Here is a 17,806-nt window from a genome sequence, read left to right as displayed (position 1 = left end):
GGCGTCAGGCCGCGGCGCGGGCTTGCGCCTCGTAGCGGTGGACGGTGTGGCGCATGGCCCAGAGCAGCACCACGCCGGGCAGCGCCACCACCACCGTGCTGAGGTAGAAGGCCGGCCAGCCGAACGCCTCCACCAGATAGCCCGAACTCGGCCCCACGTAGACGCGCCCGACCGACGCCAGCGCCGACAGCAGCGCATATTGCGTGGCGGAGAAGGAGCGGTTGCATAGCGTCATCAGCAGCGCCACGAAGGCCGCCGTGCCCATGCCGCCGCAGAGGTTTTCCACTGCGATGGTGGCGCCCATGGTCCACAGGTGCTGCGGCGTCACCGCCAGGATCCAGTAGCCCAGGTTGGACACCGCCTGCAGGATGCCGAACAGCATCAGCGAGCGGTACAGCCCCAGGCGTACCATCAGCGTGCCGCCGAACAGCGCGCCCACGATGGTGGCGGCCAGCCCCAGCGTCTTGTTGACCAGCCCCACCTCGCCGGCCGAGAAGCCCACGCCGCGGATCAGGAAGGTGGTGGACAGGCTGCCGGCAAAGGCATCGCCCAGCTTGTAGAGCACGATCAGCAGCAGCAGCCACCAGGCGCCGGGGCGCGAGAAGAAGTCGCGCAGCGGGCCAAGGATGGCCTCCTCCATGGAGCGCGGCGTGCGCGCCGGAGACTCCGCCTCCGGCACCCACAGCAGGCTGAAGATGCCGATGCCCATCAGGCCCGCCATCAGGATGTACATCTGCTGCCAGCCCATCACGCGGTCGGCCAGCCACAGCGCCAGCCCGCCCGACACCAGCATCGCCAGCCGGTAGCCCAACACCTTGACCGCCGCCCCCACCCCGCGCTCGGGCGCGCGCAGTACGTCGGTGCTGTAGGCGTCGAACACGATGTCCTGGGAGGCCGACAGGAAGGCCACCAGCGTGGCCAGCGCCGCCAGCGTCCACAGCGCCTCGTGCGGCGGGCAGAAGGCCATGCCCGCGATGCCGAGCACCAGGCCGAGCTGGGTCAGCAGCAGCCAGCCACGGCGCCGGCCCAGCAGCGGCGGCGTGTAGCGGTCCATCAGCGGCGCCCACAGGAACTTGAAGATATAGGCCTGGCCCACCAGTGAGAAGAAACCGATGGTCTTGATATCCAGCCCTTCCACCGTCATCCATGCCTGCAAGGTGCCGGAGGTGAGCGCCAGCGGCAACCCGGAAGCGAAGCCTAGCGTGAGCATGGCGCCGATGCGGCGATTGCGGAAAATGTCGAGATAGTCTTGGAAGGTCATGAATCAGGATGGCGATCGGGCGGGGCAAGGCGCCGTGTATTATTGCATTACCGCTTGTGCCCGCCCGACCTGATTCGCGGGATGCGTTGCCGCTGCCGCGGCGCCAGCATCTTTTTGACGCGACCTCTTCGTCCCCTGCTTGCCGCAAACAGCATCCAAGGAATTGTCCATGTCCGATCGCCAGCGTTGTCAGCGCCGCCACCAGCGCACCGGGATTACGTTGCCATGCCGGCTGGCCGCGCTGGCGCTGGCCGCCGCCCTGGGCATGGGTGCGGCGCAGGCGCAGCAGCAGGTCCCGGACCAGGACGAAGGCGGCATCCGCGTGCAGCGCGGCGGGGCGTCGGTCCGCCAGATCGTGCCGGTCGAGGTCATCGAGCAGCAGGCTTCGCAGGAGTACGAGCAGCTCAAGCAGGAGGCGCAGTCCAAGCGCACGCTGCTGGGCGACAACAATCCGCAGGTGCTGCGCCTGCGCGCCATCGCCAAGCGCATCCTGCCGGAAACCCCGCGCTGGAATGAACGCGCGAAGCAATGGAAGTGGGAGGTCAACCTGATCAACTCCAGGCAGGTCAATGCCTTTTGCATGCCGGGCGGCAAGATCGCCTTCTATAGCGGCCTGCTCGACCAGCTCAAGCTGACCGACGATGAAGTCGCCATGGTAATGGGCCACGAGATCGCCCACGCGCTGCAGGAGCATGCGCGCGAGCGGGCCGCCAAGTCCGAGATCACCAATCTGGGCGCCAACGTGATTTCGCAGCTGTTCGGCTTCGGCAACCTGGGCAATATGGCCCTGGGCACCGGGGCGCAACTGCTCACGCTGCGCTTCTCGCGCTCGGACGAGACCGAGGCCGACCTGGTCGGCATGGATATCGCGGCCCGCGCCGGCTACGACCCGCGCGCATCCGTATCGCTGTGGCAGAAGATGGGCGCGATATCGCAAGCCTCGGCGCAGTCGGGCTCGGAGTTCCTTTCCACCCACCCGTCGGGCCGCACCCGCATCGCCGAACTCGAGAAGCACATGCCCGAGGTGCTGCCGCTTTACGCGCGGGCCATCGATACCAGCGTCGCCAAGCTGCAGCCCTATCGGGCCAATATGGCCAACCTGGGCGCCGCGCCGGTGGATAGCGGCGACGACGACCGGCAGAAGCCGCTGAAGCGGTAAAGGCGGCGGCGGGGTTGCCCTTGCCGCGTCGAAAAAAAAAGCCGGCTCAATGGCCGGCTTTTTTCGTTTGCCGCTGGCGCGGTAGGCTTGCAGATATCAGATCGCCAGCCCGGTCGCTTCGTCCGCGCCCACATGCACGTTCATGCATTGCACCGCGGCGCCGGCAGCGCCCTTGCCCAGGTTGTCCAGACGCGCCATCAGCACGATGCGTTCGTCCGAACCGAACACGAACAGGTCGACGCGGTTGGTGTCGTTGCTGGCCTGTACGTCGAAGAAGCCGCCGTCCAGGTTGGCTTCGTCGCCCACCGGCATCACGCGCACGAATTGTTCGCCTTCGTAGTGCTTGCGGTAGATATCGGCGATCTGCCCGGGCGTGACCTTGCGCGCCAGGCGATCCGGGTACACCGGCACCGTCACGGCCAGGCCCTTGAGGAAGTTGCCGACGATCGGGTTGAAGATCGGCGCCTGCGCCAGCCCGGTCTGCACGCGCATCTCGGGCAGGTGCTTGTGCTCGAGGCCGAGCGAGTAGGGGCGCGGGCTGTCCAGCTTCGGGTTACCGCCGGCTTCGAACTCGGCAATCATCTTCTTGCCGCCGCCGCTGTAGCCGGTCAGCGAGAAGGCCGAGACCGGGTAGTCGGCCTGCATCACGCCGGCTTCCACCAGCGGACGCACGGCCAGCACGAAGGCGCTGGCGTGGCAGCCCGGCACGGCGATGCGCTTGCTGGTGCGGATCTTCTCGCGCTGGCCGCGGGTCAGTTCCGGCAGGCCGTAGGCCCAGCTGTCGGTGGTGCGGAACGCCGTACTGGCGTCGATCACGCAGGTGTTGGGGTTGGTCACCAGCGACACGGCCTCGCGCGAGGCAACGTCGGGCAGGCACAGGAAAGCAACGTCGGCGGCATTCAGAAAGCGTGCTCGTTCGGCCGGATCCTTGCGCTTGTCATCGGCGATACGCAGCAGCTCCACATCGGAACGGCCGGACAGATAGTCGAGCAGCCGGAGACCGGTGGTGCCTTCCTGACCATCTACGAACACTTTGAAAACCATGGCGGACTCACTTGGAAATACGAAAGGTCCCATGCCGGAATCGGACGGGAACCAGCATTGTAACTAGGTTGGCGGGACGTGGCAGGGAGCGTGCCGCAGTGCAGCGCAAATCCCCTTGTCATTCATAACCTAGTAGGTTAAATTTGATGGAGAAACATACACCTCACTGTAGGCTCTCGGTGGTCAGGACCTTGGCAATCGAAGGGCGAGTTTGCCTGACGAGCTCCGCTGCCGTTTACAGTCGCAAGCTCGGATTCGACAGTGCCGACGTGATCGGCGTCATTGCTTCGCTGACTTCGGCCGACTTTTACAAGAGCATGACGACCTACGCGGATCACAAGGTATGGCAGGACGTTTACCGGCCGATGACCGCCGCCGGTGCACTGTATCTGAAACTGACGGTCACCGATGCCGTGCTGGTCGTGTCATTCAAGGAGCTGGAATCATGAAATGTCCGGAATGCGGGGGTGCGGAACTGGTGCAGGACACGCGCGACGTGCCTTATACGTACAAGGGCGAAACGGTCATCGTTCCCGCGGTCTCGGGCGGCTTTTGTCCGGTATGCGGGGAAATCGTGCTGGATCCGGATCAAGCGGACCGGTACGGCGAAGCGGCAGTGGCATTCCAAAAGCAGGTCAACGCCGCGATCGTCGATCCGGCCTTCATCATCGCCGTGCGCAAGAAGCTGAGCCTGGACCAGCGCGAGGCCGCCGAGATCTTCGGCGGCGGCGTCAATGCCTTCTCGCGCTACGAGACCGGCAAGACCAGGCCGCCGCTGGCGCTGGTCAAGCTGCTCAAGGTGCTGGAGCGGCACCCTGAGCTGCTGGACGAGGTGCGTTCGGCGTAGCCTGGCGCATCCCGGCACCCACTCCACTACAGCGGGAAGTCGTAGTCGATCGACAGCGGCGCGTGGTCGCTGAACTTCTCGTCCTTGTAGATCGAGGTGGCGCGCGCCGTTTCCGCGATCTTCGCCGTGGTCAGGTGGTAATCGATGCGCCACCCGACGTTCTTGGCATAAGCCTGGCCGCGGTTGCTCCACCAGGTGTATTGCTCGGGGCGGGGGTCCAGCCTGCGGAACACGTCCACATAGCCGTGCTGGTCGAATAGTTCGCCGATCCAGCTGCGCTCTTCCGGCAGGAAACCCGAGTTCTTCAGGTTGCCCTTCCAGTTCTTGATGTCGATTTCCTTGTGCGCGATATTGACGTCGCCGCACAGCACGATCTCGCGCCCGCTGGCCTTGAGCTGCAGCAGGTGGGGCAGGAAGGCTTCCATGAAGCGGAATTTCGCCTGCTGGCGTTCTTCGCCGCTGGAGCCCGACGGCACGTAGACCGAGATCACGGCAAGATGCGGATATTGCACTTCGACATAACGGCCCTCGTTATCGAACTCGGGGACGCCGAAGCCGGTGATGATGCGCTCCGGCTTGTGCCGGGTGTAGAGGCCGACACCGCTGTAGCCTTTTTTCTCCGCATAATGGAAGTAGCCGTGGTAGCCATGTGGCGCCAGGAACGCTTCCGTCATGTCGGCGGCCTGCGCCTTGAGCTCCTGGACGCAGACCATGTCGGCGTCCTGCTTGCCCATCCATTCGAAAAAGCCTTTCTTGGCCGCGGAGCGGATGCCGTTGAGGTTGGCGCTGATAATCCGTAACATCTCGGGAAATTTTGAAATCAGAGAGAAATGATGACGCAGCAGACGACACCGCAGCCCGGCGCTGGTGACTTGAGCCAGACCTTCATCCGCTTCGCGCTGGACGCTGGCGTGCTGTCCTTCGGCGAATTCGTGACCAAGGCCGGCCGCAAGTCGCCCTACTTCTTCAACGCGGGCCTGTTCAACCAGGGCGCGATGCTGGGCCAGGTGGCGCAATTCTATGCGAAAACCCTGCTCGCCTCCGGTTTGGACTTCGACGTGCTGTTCGGGCCGGCCTACAAGGGCATCACGCTGGCGTCCGCCACGGCGGTGGCGCTGTCCGGCCTGGGGCGCGACGTGGGCTTCGCCTACAACCGCAAGGAAGCCAAGGACCACGGCGAAGGCGGCACCCTGGTGGGCGCCAGGCTCAAGGGCAAGGTCGTGATCGTCGACGATGTGATCTCGGCCGGTACCTCGGTGCGCGAGTCGATGCAGATGATTCGCGCGGCGGGCGCGGAACCCGCGGCCGTGCTGATCGCGCTCGACCGGATGGAAAAGAGCGGCACCGCCGACCAGGTGGGCACGCATTCCGCAGTGCAGGACGTGCAGCGCGAATATGGCGTGCCGGTCATCTCGATCGCCAGCCTGAAGGACCTGCTGGCTTACCTGGACGCATCCCAGGATCCCGCGCTGGGCGGCTCGCGCGAGGCGGTGGCGGCCTATCGGCAGCGCTACGGCGTATAGTCTGGGATCTGTTGCCTGCCGCTTGCAAAGGTTTACCGCAATGCAGCAGAAAGCGGGAACCGCGCAGGAAAATCGCCGGTCTGACTGATCTCGCTGGCCGGCCTACCGGGCTTTCCCCGGCCGCCAGCGATTCGCCTTGCCGTCCGGCAAGGCGGCGCAGCATCTCTTCAGGAGGTTAGCTGGCGATGGACATCAAGACGATCCGCGAGCAGGCATTCGCCATGCCGCTCACCAGTCCGGCCTATCCGATGGGGCCATACCGCTTCATCCACCGGGAATTCTTCATCATCACCTACCGCACCGATCCGGCGCTGCTGCGCGCGGTGGTGCCGGAACCGCTGGAGATCGCCGACGCGGTGGTCAACTACGAGTTCATCCGCATGCCGGACTCCACCGGCTTCGGCGACTACACCGAATCGGGCCAGGTGATTCCCGTCACCTACCAGGGCAAGCCCGGCAACTACACCCACGCCATGTACCTCGACGACCATCCGCCGCTGGCGGGCGGGCGCGAGCTATGGGGCTTTCCGAAGAAGCTCGCCTCGCCGCAGCTGGCCGTCCATACGGATACCCTGGTCGGCACGCTCGACTACGGCCCGGTGCGCATCGCCACCGGCACCATGGGGTACAAGCATCGCGAGCTGGACAAGGACGCGCTGGGCCTGGCGCTTGCCACCACGCCCAACTACCTGCTCAAGATCATTCCCCACGTGGACGGCAGCACGCGCATCTGCGAACTGGTCTGCTACTTCCTCAAGGACGTGGAAATGAAAGGCGCCTGGACCGGTCCCGCCGCGCTATCGCTGTCGCCCCATGCGCTGGCGCCGGTGGCCAGCCTGCCGGTGCTCGAAGTGCTCGGCGCCAGGCATTACGTCGCCGACCTCACCCTCGCGCTGGGCGAGGTGGTGTTCGACTATCTGGCCTGAACGGCCTCCGATTCCGATCGGTCGCGCTCATTCCGATGCAGCCGGTCCATCCGGTCAACCTCTCAACCCCTCAACCCGTCCAACCGAATCATCCGCACAGGAGGTAGGTCCATGAAGCTCCAGGGAAAATCCGCCATCGTTACCGGCGCCGCCAGCGGCATCGGCAAGGCTATCGCTGACTTGCTGGCCAGGGAAGGCGCGGCGGTGGCCATCGCCGACCTGAATCTCGAGGCAGCGCAGAAAGCCGCCGCCGACATCGAGGCGGCCGGCGGGCGCGCCATCGCGGTGGCGATGGACGTGACCAATGAAGATGCCGTCAACAGTGCCACCGACGAGGTCGCCAAGGCCTTCGGCGGCATCGATATCCTGGTTTCCAACGCTGGCATCCAGATCGTCAACCCGATCCAGAACTACGCCTTCTCCGACTGGAAGAAGATGCAGGCCATCCACGTCGACGGTGCCTTCCTGACCACCAAGGCGGCCCTCAAGTACATGTACCAGGACAAGCGCGGCGGCACCGTGATCTATATGGGCTCGGTCCATTCGCACGAGGCTTCGCCGCTGAAATCCGCCTACGTCGCTGCCAAGCACGCGCTGCTCGGGCTGGCGCGCGTGCTGGCCAAGGAAGGCGCCGAGTACAACGTGCGCTCGCACGTGATCTGCCCGGGTTTCGTGCGCACGCCGCTGGTGGACAAGCAGATTCCCGAGCAGGCCAAGGAACTGGGCATCAGCGAGGAGGAAGTCATCCGCCGCGTGATGCTGGGCGGCACGGTGGACGGCGTCTTCACCACCGTGGACGACGTGGCCCAGACCGCGCTGTTCCTGTGCGCGTTCCCATCGGCGGCCTTGACCGGGCAGTCCTTTATCGTGAGTCACGGCTGGTATATGCAGTAAGCGGCGGCATGGTGTGGCGCGAGGCGCCACCGTCCCGCCGCACGGCCGGCATCGCAGCCGGCCGCTTTGGCAAACACAACAAGCAAGGAGAGGCCGTGGCTGGTGGACGTCGGCAGAAGCTGGACAAAGTGGCACAGGAAAACGGCGCGGGCGCGGCGAAACCCGCAGTGGCGGGCGAGGCGGCTGCCGTAGTGGCGGACCCGGCAGGGCGGGCGCCCAAGCCCGAAGCGCCAGGGGAGCCGGAGCCGAACTACCTGCCCCCTGGCGGTTGCGCTCCCCCCGACCCCGCTGCGCTGGGCGCCGGCCAAAGGGTGCCGGTGCATCACGAGTACACGGTGAGGGCGCTGGTGCTGCAGGGTGGCGGCGCGCTCGGTTCCTATCAGGCGGGCGTGCTGCAAGGCCTCGTCGAGGCGGGCATCCAGCCGAACTGGGTGGCCGGCATCTCGATCGGCGCGCTCAATGCCGCGGTGATCGCCGGCAACGCGCCGGAGCGCAGGGTCGAGCAATTGCGCGCCTTCTGGGAGTACATCTGCCAGCAGCCGTGGCTGCCGAGCCTGCTGCCATATGAATTGCTGGCGGAGAGCGCTACCCACTGGCCCGACCCGCTGCGGGTCTGGTTCGATGGCATCGAGGCGGCGCGCGCGGTCTTCGAAGGCCAGCGTGGATTCTTCCAGCCGCGGCCCTGGCCGAGCCTGCTCGAACGCCATGCCGGTCCCGCCAACGCCAGTTACTACGACACCGGCCCGCTCAAGTCCACGCTGGAGCGCTTCGTCGATTTCGACCGCATCAACGCCGCGCACCAGGAGATGCGGGTTTCGGTGGGTGCGGTCAACGTGCGGACCGGCAATTTTGCCTACTTCGACAATACCCGCCGCAAGCTGCGCGCCGAGCATTTCATGGCATCGGGCGCGCTGCCGCCGGGATTTCCCGCGGTGGAGATCGACGGCGAGTTCTACTGGGATGGCGGCCTGGTGTCCAACACGCCGCTGTCCGAAGTGCTGACCGCCCAGCCGCGCCGCGATGCGCTGATCTTCCAGGTGGACCTGTGGAGCGCGCGCGGCAAGCTGCCGCACAACCTGCTGGACGTGGCCGAGCGCCAGAAAGACATCCAGTATTCCAGCCGCACGCGCACCATTACCGATTACATGGGCGAGCAGCAGAATTACCGGCGCATGCTGAGCGAGGTGATGGCGCTGGTGCCGCAGGCGCAGCGCGACAACGACTGGTACCGGAAGGCGGCGGAGTACGCCTGCGATGCCCGCCGCAATGTGATTCAGCTGATCTACCGGGACAAGACGTTCGAGGGCAACGCCAAGGACTACCAGTTTGGCTTGCTGACCATGAACGAGCATTGGACCAGCGGGCTGGATGACATCCGGGAGACGCTGAAGCATCCGGAGTGGCTGGCCATGCCGACGCACGAACGGCCGTTCATCACGCACGATATCCATCGGGGGAACGGGCATCACGATGTGATGGCGGTGGCGAAGCCATCAGCCTGACGCCAAGGTCAAAGGCACGGGTGCCTTTGACTTCCTTCATTCCCCACGGCCTCGACCCCAACGTCGATCTGCCGCGCCAGCAGGCAACGCCCTCATACCACTTTCAGTTTCGCCAGTTCCGGCTTGCCGGCCGGATACTGCGGCTTCAGCTTGCCGAACACCTCGGCCAGTATTTCCGCCACCATCAGGTTCCGATGCGTCTTCGAGTCCGCCGGCACGATGTACCAGGGCGCTTCCGGCGTGCTGGTGGCCGCGATCGCGGCCTCATAGGCGGCCATGTAGTTCTTCCAGTACTGCCGCTCTTCCAGATCCTTCTGGTCGAACTTCCAGTGCTTCTGCGAGTCGGCCAATCGCGCCTCGAGCCGGGATTTCTGCTCGTCCTTGGAAATATGCAGGAAGCACTTGACGATGGTCGTGCCGGTTTCCATCAGCATGGTCTCGAACGCACGCAACTGCTTGTACCGGCGCTCGCATTCGGCCTCGTCGATCCAATCGTGCACGCGCGTGATCAGCACGTCTTCGTAGTGGCTGCGGTTGAACACCACGATCTCGCCGGCGCGGGGCACCTGGGCGTGGATGCGCCACAGGTAGTCGTGCGCGAGTTCCTCGGCGGTGGGGGATTTGAAGCTGACGACGCGAATGCCCAGGGGGTCGAAGCTGCGGAAGACCCCGCGTACGGTGCCGTCCTTGCCGCTGGTGTCCATGCCTTGCAGGACGATCAGCAGCTTGCGCCGATGCTCGGCGTAGAAGATGTCCTGCTGCGCGTCCAGATGGGTGCTCAGTTCGGTCAGGCGGGCCTGGTCGGCAGCCTTGTCGCCGCTGGACAGCGGCTTTGCGTCGGCATTGAAGCCGTCCAGGCTGAAGTTCTTGCCCGAGGTGATGCGGAAATCTGCAAGCGGCATTGCCATTGGCACTCCATGGAGGGCGCGGCCGGGGCCGGCCGCAGGCCCCTATGGTCAGGCAGGCAAGCGGTCCAGGTCAATGCTGCCCTCGAAGACCGTGGTGGCGGGGCCGGTCATGCGCACCGGTTCTTCCTCGCCGTCCCAGCCGATGGTGAGGTCGCCGCCGTGGGTGTGCACCAGCACCGGCGAGTCGAGCAGGCCGCGGCGGATGCCGGCCACGACGGCGGCGCACGCGCCGGTGCCGCAGGCAAGCGTTTCGCCAGCGCCGCGCTCGAATACGCGCAGGCGGATTTCATGGCGCGCCAGCACTTGCATGAAGCCCGCGTTGACGCGGTTCGGGAAGCTCGCGTGGTGCTCGATGATGGGGCCGTCCTGCAGTACGGGGAAGGTTTCGGTGTCGTCCACCACCTGTACCGCGTGCGGATTGCCCATCGAGACGGCCGAGATCCATTCGGTGCGGCCGTTCACTTCCAGCCCGTAGACGGTATCGCGGCCTTCGGCCCGGGTCGGCAGGCCGTCGGGGCGGAACGGCACGCGCGCCGGTTCGAGTTCCGGCGCGCCCATGTCGACCGTGACCTGGCCGTCGTCCTGCAGCGTCAGCGTGATCACGCCGTTCATCACCTGCACGCGCACCGAGCGTTTGTCGGTCAGGCCGTGGTCCGTGACGAAGCGCACGAAGCAGCGCGCACCGTTGCCGCAGTGCTCCACTTCGCTGCCGTCGGCGTTGAAGATACGGTAGCGGAAATCGACGTCGTCGCGGGTGGGCTTCTCGACCACCAGCATCTGGTCGGCACCCACGCCGAAATGCCGGTTGGCGAGCGCGCGCCACTGCGCGGGCGTCAGGTTCAGGGTCTGGTGGATGCCGTCGAACACGACGAAGTCGTTGCCGGCGCCGTGCATCTTGGTGAACTGGAGTTTCATGGTGCGATTGTAGTCGGGCCGGCGGGGACTTGCTGGCGAGGTGTCGGGGGAGGGGGCGATGCCGGAGGAGGGCGGAGGCGGCACATCGTTAGCCTGCGCCGCGCCCGCGTTGTCAGTAGTTTTCGCGCTCGCCGCCGGGGCGGTGCTTGAAGCGCTTGTGTACCCAGTAGTACTCGGTCACGCGCGGGCGGATGCAATCCTCGAAAAAGGCGTTCATGCGCCGGGTATCCTCGGTCACGCTGTCGCCGGGATAGTTCTCCCACGCCGGCAGGATGCGCAGCACGTAGCCCTGGTAGTCGGGCAGCATTTCGGTATAGATCGGCACTACCTTGGCGCCGGCCAGCCGCGCCAGGCGGGATACCGAGGTCAGGGTCAGGGCTTCCACGCCGAAGAACGGCACGTACTCGGAGTCGCGCTCGCCGAAGTCCATGTCGGCGATCAGTTGCAGGGCCTCGCCCTTGCGCAGGCAGCGGATGATGTCGCGCGCGCTGTCGTTGCGGGCAATCATCTTGGCGCCGAAGCGGCCGCGCGCATGCTTGAGGAAGCCGTCGAACAGGTCGTTCTTCTGCTTGGTGTACAGCGAGGCGCCCGAGCGCCCGACGTGCTCGCGCAGGTGGATGGTCAGCCGGATCGCGCCCGCCTCCACGCCGGAGAGATGCAGCGTGACCAGGATGTGGGGCGTGCCGTCCAGCGCGACCAGGTTGGCCTGGTCGTCGATCTGGACCCAGCGGCGCATCTGTTTCTCGCTGCCGGTCCAGAAGATGCCGCGCTCGGCGAAGCTGCGGAAGACGGTACGGAAGGTCTGGCGCGAGAGCGTTTCGATCTCGGCCTCGCTTGCGTCGGGGAAGCACAGGCGCAGATTGGTCTGCACCACGCGGCGCCGGCTGCTGGGAATCAGGTAGAGCAGGCTGCCCAGGCTTTCGCCAAAGCGCGCCACCAGCGGATAGGGCAGTTTGCCCAGCACGGTCAGCAGGCCGATGCCAAGCCAGGTAAAAATACGGCTCATTTGGGGTCGTGGGAGATGGATGCCGGCGCCGGGCCCGGTACCGCCGGCGGGTTGTGCGCCGCAAGCGGCGCTGGTTGATGCGGCGCCGCCGCCGGCGGCACCGCCAGTGGATCGCGCGAGGCGCCGGGTGGCGGCGCGCGGGGCGGCTGGGCCGGCGGCAACTCGGCGCCGGTCGGGTGCTTGTAGCGGTTGTAGCCCCACAGGTACTGGGTGGGGGCTGCCATTACCAGTTTCTCGACGGCCTGGTTGATCACCGCGGCGGCTTCGGCCTGATCCTCCGGCAGCATGTCGTCGATGACCTGCATATGCCCGAGGAAGCCGTCGCCGCGCGGCAGGCGCTCGGCGAAGATCGCCGCGATGGGCGCGCCGGTGAGCTGCTGCAGGCGTTGCACCAGGGTCATGGTGTAGGCCGGCTTGCCGAAAAACGGCGCCCAGGCGCCTTCGCCCCCGGTGGGGACCTGGTCCGGCAGGATGCCGATGGCTTCGCCGCGCTTGAGTGCCTTGACCAGCATGCGCACGCCGCGCGGCTGCGCCGGCGCCATGGCCAGGTTGGGGCGGGTGCGCATCTTGACGATCCAGTCGCGCAGCCATGCCTGGTGCGGCGGCTTGTACAGGGCGGTGACGGGATGCCGCAGGGCGAATGCCTGCGGGAGCACTTCAAAACAGCCGAGATGCGGCACCAGGATGATCAGCCCCCGGCCCTGTGCCATCAGCCGGTCGATTTCCGGCCACAGCGGGCCGGCGAAGCCGTACATGCGGGCTTCGGGATTGCGCCGGCTCCAGAAGTAGGGCATTTCCAGGATCATGCGCCCGGTCGAGCGGGCCGCCTCGGCCAGCATCGCCTCGCCGGCGTCGGGGTAGGCCTGGCGCAGGTTCCCGCCAAGCCGCCTGCCGTAGCGTCCCGGCAGGCGCGCCGCCAGCAATCCGAGCGTACCGCCGATGGCGTGCAGCCACGAGAGCGGCAAGCGGGAAATCAGCCAGAACAGAAAGGTCATCGGATTGGGATAGCGGCCCGGCGGGCCGGGTGGGTGATTAATGTTTTGCCAGGCAGTGCCGTTAGTGGGGGCAAGCAAATGGATCCCGCCGTCATTACGGAGCCCACTGTACGGTTTGCATGGCTGCGGCCTTGCGCCCGGCCAGTAGCGCTGCAGGGCAGCTTGCAGGCGCGTATAATAACGCGTATCGCCGAGTTAACTGACAACTTGCGGGGCGATACCGTTCTACCGGAACGGCGTGAAAATACCGCTAAAGCGTCGCCGCCCGGGCTGAAAGGTTGGCACGCAATAGCTAACCTGGAGAAAAAGTTCGTGGCAAACGACTTCCTGTTCACTTCGGAATCCGTCTCCGAAGGCCATCCCGATAAGGTCGCTGACCAGATTTCCGACGCTGTCCTCGATGCCATCCTGGCCCAGGACAAGTATGCTCGCGTGGCTGCCGAAACCCTGTGCAACACCGGGCTGGTGGTTCTCGCAGGGGAAATCACCACGACCGCCAACGTCGACTACATCCAGGTCGCACGGGACACCATCAAGCGCATCGGCTACGACAACACCGAGTACGGCATCGACTACAAGGGCTGCGCCGTGCTGGTCGCCTACGACAAGCAATCGCCCGACATCGCCCAGGGCGTGGACCGCGCCTCCGACGACTACCTGAACCAGGGCGCCGGCGACCAGGGCCTGATGTTCGGCTACGCCTGCGACGAAACGCCGGAGCTGATGCCCTTCCCGATCTACTATGCGCACCGCCTGGTCGAGCGCCAGTCGCAGCTGCGCCGTGATGGCCGCCTGCCCTGGCTGCGTCCGGACGCGAAGTCGCAGGTGACCGTGCGCTATGTCGACGGCCGGCCGCACAGCGTCGATACCGTGGTGCTGTCGACCCAGCATGCGCCGGATATCACCCAGGCGCAGATCCGCGAAGCCGTGATCGAGGAAATCATCAAGCCGGTGCTGCCGGCCGAAATGCTCAAGGACACCAAGTACCTGGTCAACCCGACCGGCCGCTTCGTTATCGGCGGCCCGCAGGGCGATTGCGGCCTGACCGGGCGCAAGATCATCGTCGATACCTACGGCGGCGCATCGCCGCACGGCGGCGGCGCGTTCTCGGGCAAGGATCCGTCCAAGGTCGACCGCTCGGCCGCCTACGCGGCCCGCTATGTGGCCAAGAACGTGGTCGCTGCCGGCCTGGCGCGCCAGTGCCAGGTCCAGGTCAGCTACGCCATCGGCGTGGCGCGCCCGATCAACGTCACTGTCTATACCGAAGGTACCGGCAAGATTTCCGACGAGGCCATCGCCGCCCTGGTGCAGGAGCATTTCGACTTGCGTCCGAAGGGCATCGTGCAGATGCTGGATCTGCTGCGCCCGATCTACGAGAAGACGGCAGCCTACGGCCACTTCGGCCGCGAAGAGCCGGAATTCTCGTGGGAAGCGACCGACAAGGCCGCGGTGCTGCGCGCTGCCGCGGGCCTGTAAGGCTGCAGACCAGGCCGGCAGGATGTGCCTGCACCGCAGCGCTGCCGGCAGTCTGAGCGCCGCCCATCGGGCGGCGTTTTTCCATGGCGCGCAAGCGCGGCTCCGGCCCGTGCCCATCTTGTCCAGGATCAAGCGCGACGCCGCCAGGCGTGGCGCCGCACGGCCGCGAGGGTAGAATCGCGGGATGGCAAAGCGGTCCGGCGAGTGGCGCTTTGTGATCCTGCCGCCGTGCCGCAGGCACGCGCCCAGGTCGCCGGAGCCCGCATACCGAGGATGCCCATGTCACCTGATTCGACCCCTACGCCTTCCGCGTCCAGCGCCGCCGCGTCCGCGGCAGGCACGCACGCGTTCAACCTGATCCGGCCGCAGCCTTTTACCGAGTGGGCACCGCAGGTCGATGCCGGCACCAGAGCCGGGCTGCGCCGCGAACTGGAGCAGGGCGCGGTGCTGTATTTCCCGCAACTGCACTTCCGTTTCGAGGCTGGCGAGGAGCGCTTTCTCGACAGCCGCTGGTCGGACGGCAAGTCGAAGAACATCAACCTGCGCGCCAATGACCAGGCCGTGCGCGGCGCCACCGGCGGCGAGCAGGACCTGAAGGATCTTTATCGCCTGATCCGCCGCTATGCCGAATACAGCGAGAAGCTGGTGCTGACCCTGTTCCCCGAATACGGCCCGCATCTGGTGCGCGCCGGCACCTCGCTGCGCCCGAGCGAAATCGCCGGCCGCCCGGTGAGCTGGCGCAAGGACGACACCCGCCTGCATGTGGATTCCTTTCCGTCCAATCCGCTGCTGGGCCAGCGTCTGCTGCGCGTGTTCCACAATATCGACCCGCAGGCGCCGCGCGTGTGGCGGGTGGGCGAGCCCTTTGGCGACTTCGCGAAGCGCTTCGTGCCGAAAACCCGGGGGATGTGGCCGGGGCAGGCACGGATGATGGAATTGCTGCACATCACCAAGCGCCGGCGCTCGGAGTACGACCATCGCATGCTGCAGCTGCATGACCTGGCCAAGGCGGATCTCGACTACCAGGCCAGTGTGCCGCAACAGGAATTCCAGTTCCCGCCGGGATCGACCTGGATCGTCTTCAGCGACCAGGTGCTGCATGCGGCCATGCGCGGGCGGGCCATGATGGAGCAGACCTACTATCTGTCGCCGAAGGCCATCAGCGACCACACGCATTCGCCCGAGGCAGTGCTGTCGCGGATGCTGGGGCGGCCGATGGTGGTGGCGTGAGGCCCTGGGGGTAGACCACTGCAGGTCTGCTGCCCCCTTCGCCCATCTGTGGGAGGGGGGCGGCAACCCTCGGGCACTCAAGCCGCGCTGGCGCATCCTGCGCACTTCCTGGGCCGTGGCGGGCAAGGCGTTCTGACCCCCATGCCCTAGCCATGCGTGGCCGCCCGGCAGTGGCGGCACGGCACTAGCGCCGCGCTTCAGGCAGCCATGCGTGCCGCCCTTTCCATCCCCCTTTCCACCCCCCCGGCATAGCGCCTAAACTGATTTCGCGGCGTGCTCGCGGCGTGCCCGCCAGACCGGGGTGCCCGGCATGCCCGGACGGATAAAGAGGCCGGCGCAACCCCGGCGTCCTGACCTCCGACCACGCGGGGAGACAGATGGAAACCACCTTTGACTATCTCGTCGTCGGCGGCGGCTCGACCGGGTGTGCCCTGGCCAGCCGGCTGGCGGACAGCGGCAGCGACAGCGTGGCGGTGCTCGAGGCCGGCGGCCACGATCACCATGCGCTGGTGTCGACCCCGGCCGGTTACGCGGCGATGCTGCCGCGTGCCGGCAGCCACAACTATGGCTACTGCACCGTGCCGCAGCCGGGGCTGGACGGGCGCCGCGGCTACCAGCCGCGCGGGCGCGGCCTGGGGGGCAGTTCCTCCATCAATGCCATGATCTACACGCGTGGCCGGCCGTCCGACTACGACGGCTGGGCCATGGCTGGCTGCGATGGCTGGTCCTGGGACGACGTCCTGCCGTATTTCCGCCGCGCCGAGTGCAACGAGCGGCTCGCCGGGCGCGATGACGATCCCCTGCACGGCGGCAGCGGCCCGCTGCCTGTGTCGGACCTGCGTACGCCCAATCCCTTTGGCCAGCGTTTCATCGAGGCGGCACAGCAGGCTGGCTACCGCCGCAACGACGATTTCAACGGCGTGGACCAGGAAGGAGCGGGCTGGTACCAGGTGACCCAGTACGGCGGCGAGCGCTGGAACGCCGCACGCGCCTACCTGCATCGCGGCGATGCCGCCGACCGTGCCTGCAACGGCGGCCGCGCCAATCTGCATGTGTTGAGCGGCGCGCAGGTGCAGCGCATCGAGTTCGAGGGCCGCCATGCGGTCGGCGTGCTGGTGCGCCTGGATGGACGCGAGACGGTGCTGCGCGCGCGCCGCGAAGTCATCGTGTCGGCCGGTGCCTTTGGTTCGCCGCAACTGCTGATGGCATCGGGCGTGGGGCCGGCTGCGCACCTGCGCGAACTGGGCATTCCCGTGGTGCACCATCTGCCAGGCGTGGGCGGCAATCTGCAGGATCATCCCGACATCGTCGTGCACAAGCGCGTCGCCGCGCCCGAACTGTTCGGCGTGTCGGTGGGTGGCGCCTTTCGCCTGCTGGCCGAGATCCTGCGCTACCGGCGCGAGCGCACCGGCATGCTGACCTCCAACTTCGCCGAAGCCGGCGCCTTCCTCAAGAGCCACCCCGATCTCGACGAACCCGACCTGCAGCTGCGCTTCGTGGTCGGCATGGCCGACGACCATATGCGCCACATCCGCCTGGGCCACGGCTACGCTTGCCATGTGTGCGTGTTGCGGCCGAGCAGCCGTGGCGAAGTGCGGCTGGCCTCGCCCGACGTCCGCGATGCGCCGCTGATCGATCCCCGTTTCCTGTCGGACCCGCGCGACCTCGACGATCTGGTGGCGGGGGTGCGGATCGTGCGCCGCATCCTGGCCCAGCCGCAGCTTGCGGCGTTCGGCGGCAAGGAATTGTATTCGTCGCACCTGGCCGCGGACGGCAGCGACGACAGCGCGATCCGCGCCATGATCCGCGAGCATGCGGACACCAGCTACGATCCCGTGGGGACCTGCCGCATGGGCATGGACGAATACGCGGTGGTGGACCCGCAGTTACGCGTGCGGGGGGTGCAAGGCCTGCGCGTGGTGGACGCCTCGATCATGCCGACGCTGATAGGGGGCAATACCAATGCGCCGGCCATCATGATCGGCGAGCGCGCGCATGACCTGATCCGGAACGGTCCGCGCGTGGTGTTGCGGCTGGCCGAGGTGCTGGCGGTATGAAGCGCGGCCCGGTCTCGATGCCGGGCGCGAGGCGATCCGCGGACCGCTGCGCGGCCCGCCGGC

At 66.6% G+C, this 17,806-nt stretch carries 17 protein-coding genes; 10 read left to right on the top strand and 7 right to left on the bottom strand.

Annotated features, from left to right (window positions below; genetic code table 11):
* Positions 1-4: 4 nt before the first annotated feature.
* Positions 5-1,261, bottom strand: a complete 1,257-nt coding sequence (locus tag AC3FOF_RS19630; protein WP_276266850.1) for a muropeptide transporter — start codon at positions 1,259-1,261, stop codon at positions 5-7.
* 265 nt (positions 1,262-1,526) lie between these two features.
* On the opposite strand from AC3FOF_RS19630, the gene AC3FOF_RS19625 reads away from it, so the two are divergent.
* The gene (locus AC3FOF_RS19625; RefSeq protein WP_276266856.1) at positions 1,527-2,420 is read left to right on the top strand and encodes a M48 family metallopeptidase; all 894 of its coding nucleotides are present in this window, start codon (positions 1,527-1,529) and stop codon (positions 2,418-2,420) included.
* Positions 2,421-2,516: 96 nt separating this feature from the next.
* Here the strand turns inward: AC3FOF_RS19625 and argC are convergent, their stop codons facing one another.
* Positions 2,517-3,464, bottom strand: a complete 948-nt coding sequence (argC, locus tag AC3FOF_RS19620) for an N-acetyl-gamma-glutamyl-phosphate reductase (protein WP_017231307.1) — start codon at positions 3,462-3,464, stop codon at positions 2,517-2,519.
* 146 nt (positions 3,465-3,610) lie between these two features.
* On the opposite strand from argC, the gene AC3FOF_RS19615 reads away from it, so the two are divergent.
* Together AC3FOF_RS19615 and AC3FOF_RS19610 are read left to right on the top strand one after the other, a co-directional pair.
* On the top strand, positions 3,611-3,913 hold the full coding sequence (locus tag AC3FOF_RS19615) for a type II toxin-antitoxin system MqsR family toxin (protein WP_276266851.1): 303 nt from the start codon (positions 3,611-3,613) through the stop codon (positions 3,911-3,913).
* On the top strand, positions 3,910-4,311 hold the full coding sequence (locus AC3FOF_RS19610; protein ID WP_017231309.1) for a type II toxin-antitoxin system MqsA family antitoxin: 402 nt from the start codon (positions 3,910-3,912) through the stop codon (positions 4,309-4,311). Before AC3FOF_RS19615 ends, AC3FOF_RS19610 begins: the two co-directional genes overlap by 4 nt.
* 26 nt (positions 4,312-4,337) lie before the next feature.
* On the opposite strand, the gene AC3FOF_RS19605 is transcribed toward AC3FOF_RS19610, so the two are convergent.
* Positions 4,338-5,114: an exodeoxyribonuclease III gene (locus AC3FOF_RS19605; RefSeq protein ID WP_017231310.1), complete on the bottom strand. Its 777-nt coding sequence runs from the start codon at positions 5,112-5,114 to the stop codon at positions 4,338-4,340.
* Between the two features lie 30 nt (positions 5,115-5,144).
* On the opposite strand from AC3FOF_RS19605, the gene pyrE reads away from it, so the two are divergent.
* From pyrE to AC3FOF_RS19585, 4 genes are all read left to right on the top strand, one after another.
* Complete coding sequence (pyrE, locus tag AC3FOF_RS19600; RefSeq protein WP_035819221.1) at positions 5,145-5,834, top strand: orotate phosphoribosyltransferase; 690 nt, start codon at positions 5,145-5,147, stop codon at positions 5,832-5,834.
* 185 nt (positions 5,835-6,019) lie between these two features.
* Positions 6,020-6,760 (top strand): acetoacetate decarboxylase, encoded by a 741-nt coding sequence (locus AC3FOF_RS19595; RefSeq protein WP_488727533.1) that lies wholly within the window; start codon positions 6,020-6,022, stop codon positions 6,758-6,760.
* A gap of 111 nt (positions 6,761-6,871) precedes the next feature.
* Positions 6,872-7,654, top strand: coding sequence for a 3-hydroxybutyrate dehydrogenase (locus AC3FOF_RS19590; RefSeq protein ID WP_017231313.1), 783 nt, complete (start codon positions 6,872-6,874; stop codon positions 7,652-7,654).
* A gap of 167 nt (positions 7,655-7,821) precedes the next feature.
* On the top strand, positions 7,822-9,156 hold the full coding sequence (locus AC3FOF_RS19585; protein WP_488727560.1) for a DUF3734 domain-containing protein: 1,335 nt from the start codon (positions 7,822-7,824) through the stop codon (positions 9,154-9,156).
* Positions 9,157-9,248: 92 nt separating this feature from the next.
* Here the strand turns inward: AC3FOF_RS19585 and AC3FOF_RS19580 are convergent, their stop codons facing one another.
* The 4 genes from AC3FOF_RS19580 to AC3FOF_RS19565 all read right to left on the bottom strand — a co-directional run bounded on the left by AC3FOF_RS19580 (position 9,249) and on the right by AC3FOF_RS19565 (position 12,980).
* Positions 9,249-10,058 carry a polyphosphate kinase 2 family protein gene (locus tag AC3FOF_RS19580; protein ID WP_488727559.1) on the bottom strand — a complete coding sequence of 270 codons (810 nt, stop codon included), beginning with the start codon at positions 10,056-10,058 and terminating at the stop codon, positions 9,249-9,251.
* A 54-nt stretch (positions 10,059-10,112) separates the two neighbouring features.
* The gene (gene dapF, locus AC3FOF_RS19575; protein ID WP_488727532.1) at positions 10,113-10,979 is read right to left on the bottom strand and encodes a diaminopimelate epimerase; all 867 of its coding nucleotides are present in this window, start codon (positions 10,977-10,979) and stop codon (positions 10,113-10,115) included.
* Positions 10,980-11,091: 112 nt separating this feature from the next.
* Positions 11,092-11,985, bottom strand: coding sequence for a lipid A biosynthesis lauroyl acyltransferase (locus tag AC3FOF_RS19570; RefSeq protein WP_488727531.1), 894 nt, complete (start codon positions 11,983-11,985; stop codon positions 11,092-11,094).
* Positions 11,982-12,980 carry a lysophospholipid acyltransferase family protein gene (locus AC3FOF_RS19565; RefSeq protein WP_488727530.1) on the bottom strand — a complete coding sequence of 333 codons (999 nt, stop codon included), beginning with the start codon at positions 12,978-12,980 and terminating at the stop codon, positions 11,982-11,984. Before AC3FOF_RS19565 ends, AC3FOF_RS19570 begins: the two co-directional genes overlap by 4 nt.
* A 312-nt stretch (positions 12,981-13,292) precedes the next feature.
* On the opposite strand from AC3FOF_RS19565, the gene metK reads away from it, so the two are divergent.
* From metK to AC3FOF_RS19550, 3 genes are all read left to right on the top strand, one after another.
* A complete protein-coding gene (gene metK, locus AC3FOF_RS19560) occupies positions 13,293-14,456 on the top strand; it encodes a methionine adenosyltransferase (RefSeq protein ID WP_017228137.1) in 1,164 nt (387 codons plus the stop codon).
* A gap of 279 nt (positions 14,457-14,735) precedes the next feature.
* Entirely contained in the window at positions 14,736-15,686 is a 951-nt protein-coding gene (gene kdoO / locus AC3FOF_RS19555; RefSeq protein WP_017228138.1) for a Kdo hydroxylase KdoO, read from the top strand.
* 377 nt (positions 15,687-16,063) lie between these two features.
* Positions 16,064-17,743 (top strand): GMC family oxidoreductase, encoded by a 1,680-nt coding sequence (locus AC3FOF_RS19550; RefSeq protein ID WP_276265535.1) that lies wholly within the window; start codon positions 16,064-16,066, stop codon positions 17,741-17,743.
* The last annotated feature ends 63 nt before the right edge of the window (positions 17,744-17,806 follow it).

It is taken from the genome of Cupriavidus sp. 96C5-1 (genome assembly GCF_057798855.1).
Note: the sequence above shows the minus strand (reverse complement) of the source record. Positions and strands in the feature narration are given on the sequence as shown.